Annotated in this window: 15 protein-coding genes; 11 read left to right on the top strand and 4 right to left on the bottom strand. The window is 69.9% G+C overall.

The window, feature by feature from the left end; genetic code table 11:
• Positions 1–80 precede the first annotated feature (80 nt).
• Positions 81–545, bottom strand: coding sequence for a tRNA (cytidine(34)-2'-O)-methyltransferase (locus RF646_RS00170; RefSeq protein WP_368834883.1), 465 nt, complete (start codon positions 543–545; stop codon positions 81–83).
• 159 nt (positions 546–704) lie between these two features.
• Between RF646_RS00170 and RF646_RS00165 the strand changes: the two genes are divergently transcribed.
• The 10 genes from RF646_RS00165 to secA all read left to right on the top strand — a co-directional run bounded on the left by RF646_RS00165 (position 705) and on the right by secA (position 13,936).
• Positions 705–1,934: a cysteine desulfurase family protein gene (locus RF646_RS00165; RefSeq protein ID WP_144930641.1), complete on the top strand. Its 1,230-nt coding sequence runs from the start codon at positions 705–707 to the stop codon at positions 1,932–1,934.
• 147 nt (positions 1,935–2,081) lie between these two features.
• Positions 2,082–3,236, top strand: a complete 1,155-nt coding sequence (mnmA, locus tag RF646_RS00160; RefSeq protein WP_144997996.1) for a tRNA 2-thiouridine(34) synthase MnmA — start codon at positions 2,082–2,084, stop codon at positions 3,234–3,236.
• Positions 3,237–3,304: 68 nt separating this feature from the next.
• Entirely contained in the window at positions 3,305–3,691 is a 387-nt protein-coding gene (locus RF646_RS00155; RefSeq protein ID WP_098053968.1) for a chorismate mutase, read from the top strand.
• Positions 3,688–4,698: a hypothetical protein gene (locus tag RF646_RS00150; RefSeq protein WP_368834882.1), complete on the top strand. Its 1,011-nt coding sequence runs from the start codon at positions 3,688–3,690 to the stop codon at positions 4,696–4,698. Before RF646_RS00155 ends, RF646_RS00150 begins: the two co-directional genes overlap by 4 nt.
• An 85-nt stretch (positions 4,699–4,783) precedes the next feature.
• On the top strand, positions 4,784–5,470 hold the full coding sequence (mtrA, locus tag RF646_RS00145) for an MtrAB system response regulator MtrA (RefSeq protein ID WP_085107621.1): 687 nt from the start codon (positions 4,784–4,786) through the stop codon (positions 5,468–5,470).
• Complete coding sequence (gene mtrB, locus RF646_RS00140) at positions 5,467–7,332, top strand: MtrAB system histidine kinase MtrB (protein ID WP_368834881.1); 1,866 nt, start codon at positions 5,467–5,469, stop codon at positions 7,330–7,332. Before mtrA ends, mtrB begins: the two co-directional genes overlap by 4 nt.
• Entirely contained in the window at positions 7,329–9,119 is a 1,791-nt protein-coding gene (locus tag RF646_RS00135; protein WP_368834880.1) for an LpqB family beta-propeller domain-containing protein, read from the top strand. The genes mtrB and RF646_RS00135 overlap by 4 nt, the downstream gene beginning before the upstream one ends.
• Positions 9,120–9,213: 94 nt before the next feature.
• Positions 9,214–10,101 carry a ComF family protein gene (locus RF646_RS00130; protein WP_368834879.1) on the top strand — a complete coding sequence of 296 codons (888 nt, stop codon included), beginning with the start codon at positions 9,214–9,216 and terminating at the stop codon, positions 10,099–10,101.
• Positions 10,102–10,183: 82 nt separating this feature from the next.
• Entirely contained in the window at positions 10,184–10,888 is a 705-nt protein-coding gene (gene raiA / locus RF646_RS00125) for a ribosome-associated translation inhibitor RaiA (protein ID WP_368834878.1), read from the top strand.
• Between the two features lie 267 nt (positions 10,889–11,155).
• On the top strand, positions 11,156–13,936 hold the full coding sequence (secA, locus tag RF646_RS00120) for a preprotein translocase subunit SecA (RefSeq protein ID WP_144998000.1): 2,781 nt from the start codon (positions 11,156–11,158) through the stop codon (positions 13,934–13,936).
• 22 nt (positions 13,937–13,958) lie between these two features.
• Here the strand turns inward: secA and RF646_RS00115 are convergent, their stop codons facing one another.
• Together RF646_RS00115 and RF646_RS00110 are read right to left on the bottom strand one after the other, a co-directional pair.
• A complete protein-coding gene (locus RF646_RS00115) occupies positions 13,959–14,408 on the bottom strand; it encodes an Rv3235 family protein (protein WP_368834877.1) in 450 nt (149 codons plus the stop codon).
• A 179-nt stretch (positions 14,409–14,587) separates the two neighbouring features.
• Entirely contained in the window at positions 14,588–15,454 is an 867-nt protein-coding gene (locus tag RF646_RS00110; protein ID WP_368834876.1) for a LysM peptidoglycan-binding domain-containing protein, read from the bottom strand.
• Positions 15,455–15,593: 139 nt separating this feature from the next.
• Between RF646_RS00110 and RF646_RS00105 the strand changes: the two genes are divergently transcribed.
• On the top strand, positions 15,594–16,160 hold the full coding sequence (locus tag RF646_RS00105) for a hypothetical protein (protein ID WP_085107607.1): 567 nt from the start codon (positions 15,594–15,596) through the stop codon (positions 16,158–16,160).
• 24 nt (positions 16,161–16,184) lie between these two features.
• Here the strand turns inward: RF646_RS00105 and RF646_RS00100 are convergent, their stop codons facing one another.
• Entirely contained in the window at positions 16,185–16,400 is a 216-nt protein-coding gene (locus RF646_RS00100) for a helix-turn-helix domain-containing protein (RefSeq protein ID WP_085107605.1), read from the bottom strand.
• Between the last annotated feature and the right edge of the window lie 131 nt (positions 16,401–16,531).

The raw sequence follows: 16,531 nt of genomic DNA, 5'->3' as shown, positions 1-16,531 counted from the left end.
CCGCGCCGACGGCGTTCACGACGGCGCTCGCAGGGTGTGCATACGCACGGTACCCGGCGAGCGCCGTCGTCGTGGCGGGATCACACGCCGTCGGGGAAGCCCAACTGCCGCCAGGCCTCGTAGAGTGCGATGGACGCGGAGTTGGCGAGGTTGAGGGAGCGGCGCCCGGGCAGCATGGGGATCCGGACGTGTTCGGTGACGTGCTCGTCCTCGAGGACATCGGTGGGCAGCCCCGTGGACTCGCGGCCGAAGAGCAGAACGTCCCCGTCCTGGTAGGTCACGTCCGTGTGGCGGGTGCTCGAGTGGGACGTGAACGCGAGGACCCGGGCGTCCCCGAGCGTGTCCCACAGTGCTTCCACGCTGGGGTGCACGTCCATGACCGCGAGATCGTGGTAGTCCAATCCCGCCCGGCGCAGGTGGGCGTCCCCGAACGTGAAGCCCAGGGGCTCCACGAGGTGCAGGCGCGCGCCCGTACAGGCCGCGAGGCGGATGGCGTTTCCCGTGTTGCCGGGGATCTCGGGGGTGTGGAAGACGAAATGCAGCATGGCTGCGAGTGTAGGCGCGTCCGTGCGGCACGGCACCGGCGGGGCGCGGGGCGTTGTATCGACGCAGCCGGGGGTCTCACCGGCGGTGCGCTGGGGGAGGTCGCACCGGCGGTGCGCGGCCGAGGGAGGGCCGCGGTGGGCGCGCCTAGAATTGGACCCATGCCCACACCGCGCGTCTACATGGATCACGCCGCCACGACCGACATGCTGCCCGAGGCCGTCGAGGCCTACGTGGCGCAGGCCCAACGCGGCGGCAACCCCGCGTCCCTGCACTCGGGTGGGCGCTCTGCGCGCATGGCCCTGGAGACCGGGCGGGACAGCGTGGCCGCCGCGTTGAACGCGGAACCGGTGGAGATCATCCTCACATCCGGCGGGACGGAAGCGGACAACATGGCCGTGCTCGGGCTGTTCCGGGCGGCCCGGGACGCGGATTCGCGTCGCACCGTGATCGCGCTGTCCACCGTGGAACACCACGCGGTATCCGAGGCGGCCGAGTGGCTCGCCGCGCACGAGGGCGCCGAGCTCGCGTGGCTCGAGGTCGATGCCGACGGCCGGGTGGACCCCGACGACCTGCGGGAGTTGCTCGACCGTCGCGGAGACGAGCTGGCCCTGGTGACCGTGATGTGGGCCAACAACGAGGTCGGCACGGTGCAACCGATCGCGGAGCTCGCGGCCCTGTGCGACCGGGCGGGGGTGTCCTTCCACGTGGACGCCGTGCAGGCGTTCTGCGCGGTGCCCGTGGACGCGCACTTGCCCGGGATCAGTACTCTTGCGGTGTCCGCACACAAGCTCGGCGGTCCGATGGGTGTGGGCGCGCTGTACGCCCCCCGCACGGTGACGTTGGCCGCCACGAGTTTCGGCGGGGGCCAGGAGCGCAGCGTGCGTTCCGGCACGGTCAACGCCGCGGGGGCGGCCGCGTTCGGTGCCGCAGTGCACGCCGCCCAGCGTGATGCGCACGCCGAGTTCGTGCGTCGTGCACGATTGCGCGACACCCTCGTGGCGGGGATCCGCGAACGGGTCCCGCAGGCCGTGCTGCGCGGGCCCGAGCCCGGCGCACCCGAGGACGAGTGGGCGCACCCCACGCGGCTGCCGGGCAACGCGCACTTCACGTTCCCCGGGTGCGAGGGCGATTCCATGCTCTTCCTCTTCGACGCCGCGGGGGTCGCGCTGTCCACGGGCTCGGCGTGCAACGCGGGCGTCCCGCGCGCATCCCACGTGTTGCTGGCCATGGGGGTGCCCGAGGAGACCGCGCGCGGTGCCCAGCGCTTCTCCCTGGGACACTCGAGCACGCCGGACGACGTCACCGCGGTGCTGGCTGCCGTGGCGGAGGTCTACGACCGCGCCCACACCGCGGGGCTGTCCGGGCACGTCCCGGGCTTCGCGTCCTGAGCAGCGCCGTCAGGAACCGCGGAGTGGCCGGGAACGGGGTCGTCGGGAACTGCGGCGCCGTCGGGAATAGCCCCGGCGGCGCGCTGGTTGTTAAACCGGCTCGACCAACAATTTTTTTCGACCCTCGACGGACCTGGAGGAATTGACGTGCGTGTTCTGGCAGCGATGAGCGGCGGTGTGGACTCGGCGGTGGCCGCGGCGCGCGCCGTGGACGCGGGGCACGACGTCACGGGCGTGCACCTGGCGCTGTCCCGCACCCCGGGCACGCTGCGCACGGGCGCGCGGGGGTGTTGCACGATCGAGGACTCCCGGGATGCATGGCGCGCGGCTGAGAAGCTCGGGATCCCGTACTACGTGTGGGACTTCTCCGAACGGTTCCAGGCGGACGTCGTGGACGACTTCGTGGCCGAGTACGCTGCGGGGCGTACCCCCAACCCGTGCATGCGCTGCAACGAGAAGATCAAGTTCGCGGCCCTGCTCGAGAAAGCGCTCGCCCTGGGGTTCGACGCCGTGTGCACGGGTCACTACGCCAAGGTCGTGACGGATGCGGACGGGCACAAGGAACTGCACCGCGCGGCCGATTGGGCCAAGGACCAGTCCTACGTGCTGGGCGTGCTCACCGCCGAGCAGCTCGAGCACGCGATCTTCCCCCTGGCCGAGACCCCGTCCAAGGCGCAGGTGCGCGCCGAGGCTGAGGAGCGCGGGCTGTCCGTGGCCAAGAAGCCCGATTCGCACGACATCTGCTTCATCCCGGACGGGGACACCCGCGGGTGGCTCGAGGACCACATGGAGCTCGCCCCCGGGAGGATCGTGGACACCCAGGGCACCGAACTCGGTGAGCACCGCGGCGCGCACGCCTACACGGTGGGTCAGCGCCGGGGTCTGCACATCGGCCGACCCGCCCCGGACGGCAAGCCCCGCTTCGTCCTGGAGATCCGGCCCAAGACCAACGAGGTGGTCGTGGGGCCGGAGGCCCTGCTGTCGATCGACGTCATGGAGGGCATCCGCCCGTCGTGGGCCGGGCTCCCGCCCCGCGAGGTCGCGGCGATGGCCGAAAACGTGGACGGTCGCTCCGATGAGTTCCCTGTGACGGTCCAGGTGCGCGCCCACGGCGATCCCGCGCCGGCGCGCGCGTGGCTCACCCGGCAGGACGGGCAGCAGCGGTTGTGCGTGCGCCTCGACGAGCCCCAGCGCGGTGTGGCCCCCGGGCAGACCATGGTGCTCTACCAGGGCACCCGTGTGCTGGGCCAGGCCACCATCGACGCCGCCTTCGCCGATCGCGCGGCCGCGGCCGCGTCCTGAGCCCCACGTGGGGGCGGCATGACCGCCACACGACCGGGCGCCGGGCGCGCCACTATTACAGTGGACGCATGAGTGCAGTCACCGACCCCGCCGACCACGCGCCCGTCGACTCATCGGGAGCCGATTCACCGGGCACCGACCGTCCCGCGGACAGCGCGTTGACGCGCTTGGAAGCCATTCGCGGCACGATCGACAACATCGACGCCGCACTCGTGCACCTGCTCGCCGAACGCTTCAAGGCGACCCAACAGGTGGGCAAGCTCAAGGCGGAGAACGACCTCCCGCCCTCGGACCCCGAACGCGAGAAGACGCAAATCCAACGGTTGCGCCGACTTGCGGAGGCCGCACACCTGGATCCCGAGTTCGCGGAGAAGTTCCTGAACTTCATCATCAGCGAGGTCATCCGCCACCACGAGGCCATTTCCGAAAACCACCAGCGCAGCACCGACGCATGAGCGAAGCAGTCACCGCGACCCTCACCCGTTCCCTGCGGGGCACGGACCTCCTCGAGACGTTCACCGTGCTGCGCGGCGAGCTGGGCGCACCGCACCTGGCCACCGTGCCGCTGCTGCCGGAGCGGGGTCCGCACGCCGAGCTCGCGGCCCGCACGTGCGCCGTGCTCGATTCCCTCTACGCGGACCGGCAGCCCCACGGGTGGCGGATCAGCGGTGTCCCCGGCGACGACTCCCGCCGTGCACGCCGGCAACTGGAGAGCGACCTCAACATGGTCGCGGACGTCCTGGGCGCCGAATCCGGCGCGGACACCGGACCGATCGCCTTCTCGCTGCTCGGCCCGGTCTCCCTCGCGGCGACCGTCCACGTGCACAACGGGGAGAAGCTGCAGTCGGACCCCGGCGCTCGCCGTGATCTCGCGCAGTCGTGGTGCTTGGGCGTCGCAGACCTCGTGGCCGTGCTGCGGCGCAACACGGACGGGCGCGGTGTCGTGCTGGTGCTCGAGGAACCCGAGCTGGAACGCGTGGTGACCGGGCGCATCCCGACCGCGAGCGGCTACCGCACCCTGCGTGCGCTGCCGCGCCAGGAACTGCGCGCCACGCTCTCGGACGCCGTGGCCGCGTGCCGTGCGACGGGGGCGGAGACCGTGGTCCTGGACGCGGGCGCCGTGGGGATCGACTGGACCCCGCGGGTCGGCGCGGACGCCGCCGTGCTTGGTCTGCCGGACGGGCCCACCGAGCAGTGGGAGCCCCTCGCGGCCCTGCACGAGGCGGGGGTGCGGTTGTGTTTCGACACCGTCCCTGTGACCGGGCGCACCCCCGTGTCCAAGCTCGTGCGGCGCGTGCTGGGCCCGTGGCGTGAGCTGGGCATGGATCCGGCGGCGTTGCTGGGAACCGTGCTGGCGCCATCGGCGCGGATCAGCGAGCTCACCCCGCCGGACCTGCCGGACGCCCTGCAGCGGGTGACGCACCTGGGCGGCGCGCTCACCGAGGCGTGCAACGAGGGTTGAGCCCGGCCAGGCCGTAGAATCGAGGGCGTACACGGACGCCGATCCCGGCCGCTCCGGGTGTCAGGGACGAGCGCGAAAGCGGGCCATGAAAGCAAGAATCCTGGTGGTGGACGACGACGCCGCGTTGTCCGAAATGATCAGCATCATCCTCGCGTCCGAGGACTTCGAGCCCGTCTACTGCTACGACGGCGCCCGCGCCCGGGACGTGTTCCGCGCCTCCGAACCGGACCTCATCCTCCTGGACCTCATGCTCCCCGGCATGGACGGGATCCAGGTGTGCCAGCAGATCCGCGCCGAGTCGGACATCCCGATCGTGATGCTCACCGCCAAGTCCGACACCGCGGACGTGGTGCGCGGGCTCGAGGCCGGCGCGGACGACTACGTCCCCAAGCCCTTCAAACCCGCCGAGCTCGTGGCCCGCGTCAAGGCGCGTCTGCGCCCTATGGACCGCGGGGCCACCCAAGAGATCACGCTCGGGGACATCGTGATCGACGTGACCGGGCACAGCGTGACCCGGGCCGGGCAGGAGATTTTCCTGACCCCGCTGGAGTTCGACCTGCTTGCGACCCTGGCGCGCTCGCCGCACCAGGTGTTCAGCCGGGACGAGCTGCTGCGTGACGTGTGGGGCTACCCCCACGCCGCGGACAACCGCCTGGTCAACGTGCACGTGCAGCGGTTGCGCTCCAAGGTGGAACGCGATCCGGAGAACCCGGAGGTGGTCCTCACGGTGCGCGGGATCGGCTACAAAGCCGGGGGACACGCGCATAAATGACGTCCGCCCCGGCGCGACCCGTGGCGCACAGCCCCGCCGAGCGGCGTCGACCCAAACGCTTCCGCAGGATCCGGCTGGGTCGGCGCACGCTCATCCGCCGCTGGCGGCAGTCCCTGCAGTTTCGCGCGATCGCCGTGGCGCTCACGCTCACGTCCGTGGCGTTCCTCGCCACGGGTAGCTTTCTGTCACACCAGATCGCGGACCGGTTGTTCACCGACCGCCTGGACCAGGTGCTCGAGGAGGCCCGCAGCGACATCCGCACCGCCCAGGCGAGCTTCGACGCCTCGGACGCCTCCGACCGCACCGAGGTCCAGGCGCTGATCAACTCCACGCTGGGCGGGCTGAGCCAGGACACGAGCACCACCGACCACCGCTGGATCCTGATCCCCCTGGACCAGGGCGCGGGGCAGTTGTTCGTGGGCGTGCAGACCGAGAGCGCGTGGATGACCTCCGCCACCGTGCCCCAACAACTGCAACGGCGCGTGGCCAATGGGGACGGCACGTACTGGCAACCGGCCTCGGTCCGCATGGCGGAGAACGAGCCGGAGAAACCGGTCATCGTGATCGGGGACGTAGTCCAGCTCAACCAGAACTCTCGCTACGGGTTGTACTTCGTCTACGATTTCTCGGACCCGCAGGCCACCCTGGACTCGATCCACGCGGTGCTGTTGCTGTCCATGGTCGCGCTGTTGCTGCTCGTGGGAACCATCGTGTGGTACGTGACCCGGGAAGTGGTGCGCCCGGTCTCGAGTACGGCGCGCGTGTCGCAGCGGTTGTCCGAGGGTGATCTGGACGTGCGCATGGAGGTCCACGGCAGCAACGAGGCCGCCCGGTTGAGCCGTTCGTTCAACCGCATGGCGGATTCCATCCAGGGGCAGATCAGCCAGCTCGAACAACTCTCGTCCATGCAGCAGACATTCGTCTCGGACGTCTCCCACGAGCTGCGCACGCCCTTGACCACTGTGAAGATGGCCGCGGAGGTGCTCTACAATGCACGCGAGGACTTCGATCCCGTCAACCGGCGCTCCGCCGAGCTGCTGCACAACCAGGTGGACCGCTTCGACTCGTTGCTCTCGGACCTGCTCGAGATCTCACGGTTCGACGCCGGCGCTGCCCGCCTGGACATAGCGTCCACGGACATCTTCACCGTCATCTACGACGTCGTGGAGGCGTGCGCGCCGCTCGTGCTCGAAAGCGGTTCGGAGCTCACGGTGCGGTCCACCCTGACCCGCTGCGTGGTGCAGATGGACCAGCGGCGGATCGACCGGATCCTGCGCAATCTCGTGACCAACGCGCTCGAGCACGGGGAGAGCAAGCCCGTGGACATCTACGTGGGCGCCAACGAGAACTGTGTGTCCGTGGCGGTGCGCGACCACGGCATCGGGATGACCGAGGAGCAGACGACCAAGGTCTTCAACCGGTTCTGGCGCGGGGATCCCGCGCGCGCTCGCACGGTGGGCGGTACGGGCCTGGGGCTCGCGATCGCCACGGAGGACACGCGGTTGCACGGGGGCGCGCTCACGGTGTGGGCCGAACCCGACAATGGCGCGTGCTTCCGGCTCACCCTGCCCCTGCTGCGGAACCAGGTGCTGGATCCAGAGCAGCCCAATCCGCTGCCCATGCCACCCGTGGAACAGCACAGCGAATCCACCGCTCGGGTCACCGACACCGGTTCGTTGCAGCTCACTGCCCCGGCCGTGCGCCCGAGCGAGGACCGGGACACGGGCCAGCTGCTCATGGACTTCCCAGACGCCGACGTGGCCGCCGGGGAGCCAGCCGCGACGACGGATGCGAACGCCTCGGCACAAGAGCGCACGGGCTCGAGCGCCTCGCGACACCGTGATCGGACGGAGGAGTCATGAATCCCGTAGACCACGATCGGACCCGTGATCGGGCGGATGCCATCCGGGCCGTCGGGGACACGCGCCGGGTGAGCGACGTCGTGTTCGGGACCACGCGGCGTCGGGCGCGGTACACGGGCCTGGCGTGCGCGATGGTTCTGGGCCTGACCCTCTCCGCGTGCGGTGCCATGCCGCGGTCCGGGCCCGTGCACAAGGTGATCGAGCCTACGGAGCAGACCCAGCAGTCCGCGATGCCCTTCAATCCCCAGGGGCCCCGGGTGGGGGCCACGGCCCAGGAGATTGTGGAGGGGTTCCTGGCCGCCGGGGTGGGCGCGCAGGACGACTACTCCGTGGCCCGCCAGTACCTCACACCGCAGCTCGCCGCGACCTGGAAGCCGGATACCCGCGTGCTCATCCACTCGGGGGAGCCCACCACGGTGCCGCGGCTCAACGACGGCGAATTCCGCACGAGCATGGAGGTCAGCGGGGAGCTCAGTGCCAGCGGCGTGCTCGCCAAGCAGCCCTCGGGCAGCACGCGCGTCCTGGATTTCGTGCTCACCTCGGTGGACGGGCAGTGGCGGATCTCCCGGGCGCCCGACGGCGTGGTGGTCCCGCAAGCGGACTTCGAGAAGATCTTTTCGCCCACCAACCTCTACTTCTACTCGGCTCAGGACAGCAAGTACCTCGTTCCGGATCCGCGGTGGTTCGCGACCCGCTCCACGACCTCCACGGCGGCGGTGCGCGCGCTCATGCGCGGGCCCGCCGCGTATCTGGGCAATGCCGTGACCAGTGCGATCCCGCAGGGTACCGCGCTGTCCCGTTCGGCCGTGCCGGTGTCCGGGGGGACCGCGGCGGTGGACCTCACGCTCGCGAGCTTCGACCCCGCGGAGGTGAACCAGGCACGCCGGATGGAACAACAGCTGCGGGCCACCCTGCGCACCATCCCGAACGTGGACGACGTCGAACTGCGGATCAACGACGCCCCGGTGGACACCTCCGGCGGCAGCGACAACGACCCGATCCAGGCCGTGACCGTCCCCAACAGGCAAATCGGGGTCTCCGACAACAAGCTCGCGTTCTACCAGGGCGGCCAGACCGAGCTGATCCCGGACCTCACGCTGCCAGAGGGCGTCACGCTCAGCAAACCGGGAATGGGCGTGGAGGCCGGGGCCTTCGGGTTTGTGGACAGCGCCGGTTCCACGGTCTACACCGTGTCCCCCGGACAGCAACCCCGGCAGCGGTGGTCCGGGTACAAGCCCACCCGGCCGAGTTTCGACAACCTGGGGTGGGTGTGGGGCGCGGACCGCTCCGGGACCGTCCGGGTCGTGCGGGCGTCCTCGGAGGGGCAGGGTGACACCGTGTCCGCCTCGTGGCTCGACGACCAGCACGTGGCGTCCCTGCGGATCTCCCGCGAGGGCAGCCGGGCGCTCGTGGTCACGACCGACGCCGCCGCGACGCGTTCCACCGTGTGGATCGCGGGCGTGGTGCGGGACGCCTCCGGCAGACCCACCGAACTCGCGAAGGGCAATGCCGTGGCCACGGACGTGGACGTGGACACCGCCCAGTGGATCGGCCCGGACGAGTTCGTGTCCAGTGCCCTGGACCAGGACACCAATGCGCAGCCCCGCCGGTACACGATCGCGGGCAAGGTGGACGAGCTGCCTGCCCTGACCGGGGTGACCTCTCTGGCCGGGGGCAACGGGTCCGCCGCGGTGTACGGCGCCTCGGACGGGCGGCTCTACATGCTCACGGGCAGTTCCTGGGCGCTGCAGAGCGAAGAGGTCACGGACACCGCGTTCGCGGGGTGAGCACCCGTTCCTGAGTGGGTGCGCCGTGCGCTGCGCGCTGCACATGTCTGCCGTACCGGGGACGGACACCGTCCGCGCACCGTGAACTGGTGCCATGACCCGCTCCCGCCCCGTCGTTCCGTACCGTTCCTCGGCGGTGCCTCGTTCCGCGCTGTACGACGTCGCTCCGGGCAGTGGCACCGTCGGCGCACCGTGGCGTCGCCCGTCGGTTCTCGCGCGGTGGGACCGTCGGGCCGCGGTCGTCAGCGGGTGGTGCACGCAGGCCCTGGACCTGGTGTTACCGGTGTCGTGCGCGGTGTGTGCCGCCCCGGGCACCGTACTGTGCCGTGCGTGTCGGATCGTGCTGCGCCGCGCCACGGCCCGGCCGCACCCGGTGACACCCCCGGCGGCGCTCGCCGCGTCCGGTGTGCGGGTCGTCGTCGCGGGGGAGTACGAGCACGAACTCGCCTCGTGCGTGCTGTCCTTCAAGAACGGCGGCCGCACCGATCTCGCTCCCGTACTCTCCGCCGTGCTCTCGGCAGCCCTGGCGACCGTGGCGCGCGAGCTCGGCGACGACAGGCCCACCCTGTACTGGGTGCCGGTGCCCACGAGCGCCCGCGCGCGGCGTCGTCGATGGTTCGATCCGGTCGCCACCCTGCTGCGCGGCGCGGCCCTGCCCCCGCGGTCGCACATCGCACCCGCCCTCACGCACCGCGCGGTGGCCGGGAGCGGCACCCAGAAGGGCCGCGGGAGGATCCAGCGCGCCCGGGCGCTACGCGGGAGCCTGCGCGCCCGGGACATGTCGGGACTCACGTGCGTGGTCGTGGACGACGTGATCACCACGGGCGCCACGGCCGCTGAGGCCGTCCGCGCCCTGACCGCGGCCGGGGCCAGGGTGCCCGCGGTCGTGACCCTCGCGGGGGTGCGCGTAGGGCGTTCACCGGGGGAGAACGCAGGATCATCGGACGTCGTCATCCATGAATTTCCCCGTTGTTTCCTCTAGCGTTAGATCACGGGAGGCATTGAAGGTGTCCCGTGTGGGAGAGCAGCACATCCCGCGTCATCCCCAAGATGTGGAGGGTCTCATGGAACTGAACATCCTAGGCCGCAACGTCATCCTGCCGGACCGATTCAAGGAATACGTCGAGGAGAAGAGCGAGCGCTTCCAGCAGCTCGGCGACAAGGTCCAATCCATCGAGGTCAAGGTCACCAAGGAACACGCCGCCTCCGGCCACCAGGGCATGCGGGTGGAGATCACCGTCGTAGGGCGCGGGCCCCTGGTGCGCGCCGAATCGCGCAACGACGACAAGTTCGCGGCGTTCGACGAGGCCTACGCCAAGCTCGTGGAGCGGTTGCGTCGGGCGCGTGACCGCCGTAAGGTCCACCGCACCGGGCACCAGAGGCCCATCGCCGTGCACGAGGCCACGGGATCGCTGCCCGTGGACCCTTCGGGACCGACTCCCACGTATGCCAGCCAGGAAGAACTCGCGGCGGCCGAGGACGAGGCCTTCAGCACCGAGTACCCTCTGAGCGACCCCCCTACCCCCGTGGAGATCCGGCGCAAGCGCTTCCCCGCCCACGAGATCACCGTGGACGAGGCCGTGGACCGGATGGAGCTCGTGGGTCACGACTTCTTCCTGTTCGTGGACAAGGAGACCCAGGAACCCTCCGCCGTGTACCGCCGTAAGGGGTGGGAATACGGGGTGATCAGTCTCAGCAATGACGGACGCTCCGGGGAGGAGAAGGCGCGGGCCTACCAGCCAGACACCGCGAACTCCGCGGCCTCCTGAGTATTCGCAGCACCGCACCGAGGACGGGCCCGCGACCACGTCGCGGGCCCGTCCCGTGTCCGGCGAGCGGGTAGCGGGAACCTGGTCGTTGCCCGTCCCGCGCCTGCCGAGTGGGCATCGGGGATTCGGCGGCTACCCGTCCGGGGGCCACCCGGTGTCCGGCGCGGTGGCACGCGGCCGGCGTCCAGCCTGGCTCACGTACACTGTTCGGCGGTGCACCCACTGTCCTGCCGGTGCCCACCATTGATCTCGGAGGAGCGAACACACGTGGCGTCATTCCTGGAAAAGGTTCTTCGCACTGGGGACAAGCGGGTCCTGAAGCGGCTGAGGACTTACGCCGACGCCGTCAACAGCCTCGAGGACAGTTACAAGGAACTCTCCGACGCCGAGCTGCGCGCCGAGACCGACTCGTTCCGGGAGCGCATCGAGGGCGGCGAATCCCTGGACCGGCTTCTTCCCGAGGCGTTCGCGGCCGTGCGGGAAGCGGCGTCCCGCACCCTGGGTCAGCGCCACTTCGACGTCCAGATCATGGGCGGTGCCGCTCTGCACCTGGGTTACATCGCGGAGATGAAGACCGGTGAGGGCAAGACCCTGGTGGCCACGGCGCCGGCCTACCTCAACGCGCTCGCGGGCAAGGGCGTGCACGTGGTCACGGTCAACGACTACCTCGCCGAGTACCAAGCCAACCTCATGGGCCGTGTCTACCGTTTCCTGGGGTTGGAGACCGGCGTGATCCTGAGCGGTCAGGACCCTGCGACCCGGCGTGAGCAGTACGCCGCGGACATCACCTACGGCACGAACAACGAGTTCGGCTTCGACTACCTCCGGGACAACATGGCCTGGTCCAAGGAGGAGCTCGTCCAGCGCGGGCACAACTTCGCGATCGTGGACGAAGTGGACTCCATTCTCATCGACGAGGCGCGGACCCCGCTCATCATCTCCGGACCGGCCTCCGGGGAGGCCAACCGGTGGTACCGCGAGTTCGCGACCGTCGTGCAGAAGCTCGACCCGGAGACCGACTACGAGGTCGACGAGAAGAAACGCACCGTGGGCGTGCTCGAACCGGGGATCGAGAAGATCGAGGACTGGCTCGGCATCGACAACCTTTACGAGTCCCAGAACACCCCGCTGATCGGGTTCCTCAACAACGCGATCAAGGCCAAGGAACTGTTCCGCGCGAACAAGGACTACATCGTCGCGGGTGGCGAGGTGAAGATCGTGGACGAGCACACCGGCCGAGTGCTGTCCGGGCGGCGCTACAACGAGGGCGTCCACCAGGCCATCGAGGCCAAAGAGGGCGTGGAGATCAAGCCCGAGAACCAGACGATGGCCACCATCACACTGCAGAACTACTTCCGTCTGTACGACAAGCTCTCGGGCATGACGGGTACGGCCCAGACCGAGGCGGCCGAGTTCATGAACACGTACGAGATTGGCGTCGTGGCCATCCCGCCGCACCGCGGCATCGCCCGCGAGGACAAGCGGGACGTGGTCTACAAGAACGAGGCCACCAAGTACGCCGCCGTGGTGCGGGACATCGAGGATCGCCACGAGAAGGGCCAGCCAGTCCTCGTGGGCACTGCGTCCGTGGAGAAGTCGGAGTACCTCTCCCGTCTGCTGGCCAAGCGCGGTGTGCGCCACGAGGTGCTCAACGCCAAGAACCACGCGCGTGAGGCCGCGATCGTGGCCCAAGCCGGCCGCAAGGGCGCGGTCACCGTGGCCACCAACATGGCCGGTCGAGGCACCGACATCATGCTGGGTGGCAACGCCGAGTTCAACGCCGTGGAGAAAATGGCCGAACTCGGCCTGGACCCCGAACGCGATGCCGAGAAGTACGAGGCGCGGTGGCCCGACGTCCTTGCGGAATGCGAGGCCTCGACCAAGACGGAACACGAGGAGGTCCTCGAATCCGGGGGGCTCTACGTCCTGGGCACGGAGCGCCACGAGTCCCGCCGGATCGACAACCAGTTGCGCGGGCGGTCCGGTCGTCAGGGGGACCCGGGGGAATCTCGGTTCTACCTGTCCCTGTCGGACGACCTCATGCGCCTGTTCAACCCCGGTGCGGCGCAGCGCCTCATGGCGATCGCCCCGGACGACGTCCCCGTGACGGGTCGTTTGATCACCTCCGGTATCGCCAACGCGCAGAACCAGGTGGAGGGGCGCAACGCCGAGCAGCGCAAGAACGTGCTCAAGTACGACGACGTCCTGAACCGCCAGCGCGCCGTGATCTACCGGGATCGCAAGCGGATCCTCATGGGCGACGACATCGAAGATCAGATCCGGCAGTTCACGGACGAGGTCATCACATCGGTGATCACGGAGCACACCGGGACGGGTCACCCTGAGGACTGGGACCTGGACGCGCTGTGGACCGCGCTGCGGGCCATCTACCCCGTCTCCCTGACCCGCGATGAGGTCCTCGAGGAAGCGGGCGGCCGCCCGCGGTTGACCTCGGACTTCCTCCAGGAGCAGATCCTCTCGGACGCCGCGGTCACCTACAAGGAACGCGAGGACGAACTCGGTTCCGAGGCCATGCGCAACCTCGAGCGCCGGGTCCTGCTCTCGGTGATCGGTCAGCGCTGGCCCGAGCACCTCTACGAGATGGACTACCTCAAGGAGGGGATCGGGCTGCGCGCCATGGCCCAGCGCGATCCGCTCGTGGAGTACCAGCGCGAGGGCCACGCCATGTTCCAGGAGATGATGGCCGCCATCCGCGAGCAGACCGTGGTGACGCTGTTCAACCTGGAGGTCCGCAAGCAGCGCACCGGCGCGGACGGTGGTGCCGTGGAGCTCACGACGCCCCAGCGTCCCGCGTTCCTGCAGTACACCGCCCCGGACGAGGACGGCACGCCGAGCGCGGCCGTGGAGCCCGAGCCCCTGGTGTCCTCCGACGACGACGAGCCTGCGGCGGACACCGAGCCGGCGACGACGAACGGGGCCTCGGATGCCAACGGTGCCACCTCCGCTGGCGAGGGGGCCAACCACGCCCAGCGTCGGGGGAAGTCCGCCAAGGCCGGCGGCAAGGCGAAGCGGGGCAAGCGGCGCTGAGGCCCGACTGGACTCGGCGAGATCACCCGACCTCCAGATGGGTGACCCGCCACTGCCGCGCGATCCGCTCGATCCGTAACGCCACGGCGCGCGCCCGGGTGGATTCCTCCACCACGAGGGATGCCTCGTAGCACCCGGGGGCTGGGCTGCACACCCGGATCCGCCGGATCCGGGCGGCGCGGTGCACCTCGAACACGGCGCGCCGGTCCGGGCATTGTTCCTGCACGAGCTTGAGCATGGCCGCGCGCTGGGTGAAGCGTTCCACGACCTCAGGCTCCGTCCACCGGGACAGTTGGCTCGCCGGGCGGGTGCCCGCGAGGATCTCCACCGCGGCCTGCCCGATGCTGCGGGCGATCGCGCCGACCCGCTCCATCTCGTTCTTGCCCGTGAGGGCCGCCACCGTGCGGTCCTGGCGCCACGTGTAACCGCCCGCGGGAGTGCGGGGTGCTGATTCGGGGACGGCGATGCTCATGGTGTGCTCCTCGGTGACGAAGGGTGGGCCGGACGGCCCAGGGACGATGGAGAGAGGTTGTGACCCCGCCGCGAGGCGAGTTCCCGACGGTGTTCCGGGGCCCGCGTGGGTCGCGGGCGGGTCCTGAAGTGGCCGTGTTTGGAGTAATGGATCCCAGGGCGGACCTGCCTCGGGCAGACCTATCCGGTGCAGCGCTCCTCGTGCGGTGTGCCCGCCGCATCGAGCAGGTGGGGCGGAACGCGTAACTGGTCCCCGGGGCGGATCAGATCCCCCTGGTGCGCCACGGCGTTCAGCTCGAGCCACGCCGGGAGGTTGTGGCACACGGTGGCGTCCGTGGCCCCCGGCCCCAGCAATTGTTCGGTGAGGTCCCACAGGGTGTCCCCGGCCATCACGGTGAGGACGCCGTTGGAGACGCGCTGCCCAGCGGGCGGGTTGGCCGGCTCGAGCATCGAGGTCGGGGCCTTCGGGGCCCGTACAGGAGCGGCCGTGGATTCGGGGGTCGCTTCCGGGCCGCGCGTCTGCGCTCCGGGTGCGGTGTCGGGAACAGCTTCCTGAACGGATTCCGGCGCGGGGGCTGAGGGCTCCGCGAGCTGCTCGGTACCGGCGGTGGCCGGGGCCCAGAAGGGGTCGAGGGCGGCGTCGTCGGCGTGGGCGGGCGCCACGACCACGAGCTGCACGCCCACGAGGGCGACCGCGGTGCGCGCAACCAGGGCGGGCGTGAGGCGCGTGGCCCACCGCTCCAGGCCGTGCCAGCGCAGTCGCCGGGCCGCCCGGGCGAGGGCGAGCATCACCAGTCCACCGACCCACCACCCGGCCACGGCGAGGCACGCACCCGCCGCGATCACCGCGACCAACAGGTCGGGGTCTTGACCGGATCCTGTGGCGCGCAGAGTCTGCGCATATCCGAGGCCCAGAACCCCCAGCGCCCCGGCCAGCACGGGGACGCCGAGCCACGCGACGGCCAAGCGGGTGCCGGTGGAAGGTGCCGATCGATGGATCGCAGACATCTTTGCCTCCGAATAGTGCTGTTTGATGTCGTTTGACATTTTTAGATCATTCAGCGGTCTCACTCGGCTGTCAATCATCGTTGCAATTGCATTCATGTCGGCATGACATCCGACGCGGAGCCGGCCCCTGCACGCCGTAGCGTGACCTCAGGACCACGAGACCCAAGGACGGTGGCGGATGCGCTGGGACGACCTCTTCGAGGACATGGAGGCCCAACTCGAGCAGGCCAGGGTGCGGCTCGTGGAGCAGGAGGCCGTGGAGACCGCGCGGGCGGAGCTGTCACGGCTCACGCTGCTCGAGCGGCTCGCGGCACACCGCGGCGGTCCCGTGCGGTTGCGCCCAGCGCGCGGTGACACCCTGGAGGGAGAGCTCGCGGACGTGGGCTCCGGCTGGGTCGTGGTGCGCGAGCGGCACCTCCAGCACCTGGTCCCACTGCACAGCGTGGTGTGGTGGGAGGGACTACCGCGTCGCTTCGAAGTGCTCCCGGAACGTTCGACCATCCGCAGGCTCGGCATGGGCCACGTCCTGCGCGCCCTCAGCACCGCGCGCGTGCACGTGCGGGTCGTGCTGCAGGACGAATCCCGTCACGGGGAGATCGAGGGCACGGTGGACGCCGTGGGTCAGGACTTCTTCGACGTCGCGGTGCACCCGCAGGACCAGTTCCGCCGACGCAGCTCGGTCACCGCGGTGCGCACGGTGGGGTTCCATGCCGTGGCGCTGGTCTCGTCCCTCGATGCGGGGTGAGTCGCCCGGCGTCCCAAGGGTGTGTCAGTGCAGGGTGCCCTCACGCACCGCTTGCTCGGTGCGCTCGTAGCCCTGTTGGATGTACTCCTCCAGCTTGACCGTCTCCACGCGCCACTGCCCCCGGCCGCCCACCTGGATCGCGGGAAGCTCCCCCGAACGCACCATGGCACGCGCTTGCGGGACGGAGATCGAGAGGATCTCGGCGACGTCCGCGAGTGTGAGGAATCGCTGCTGGGACATTCCGGTCCATCACTTTCTTAGGTGCCGTTGCATGCTGTTTCATCGGGGTTCGCTCGTCATTGTCCCACGTGAGGGGGTAGGCGGCGGGTTATCAACAGGTCCTGGGCGGAATGAACACGTGGCCACCTCCG

It is taken from the genome of Kocuria sp. CPCC 205261 (assembly GCF_040981025.1).
Lineage (GTDB): Bacteria > Actinomycetota > Actinomycetes > Actinomycetales > Micrococcaceae > Kocuria > Kocuria marina.
This window is presented reverse-complemented; position numbering and strand designations above follow the sequence as displayed.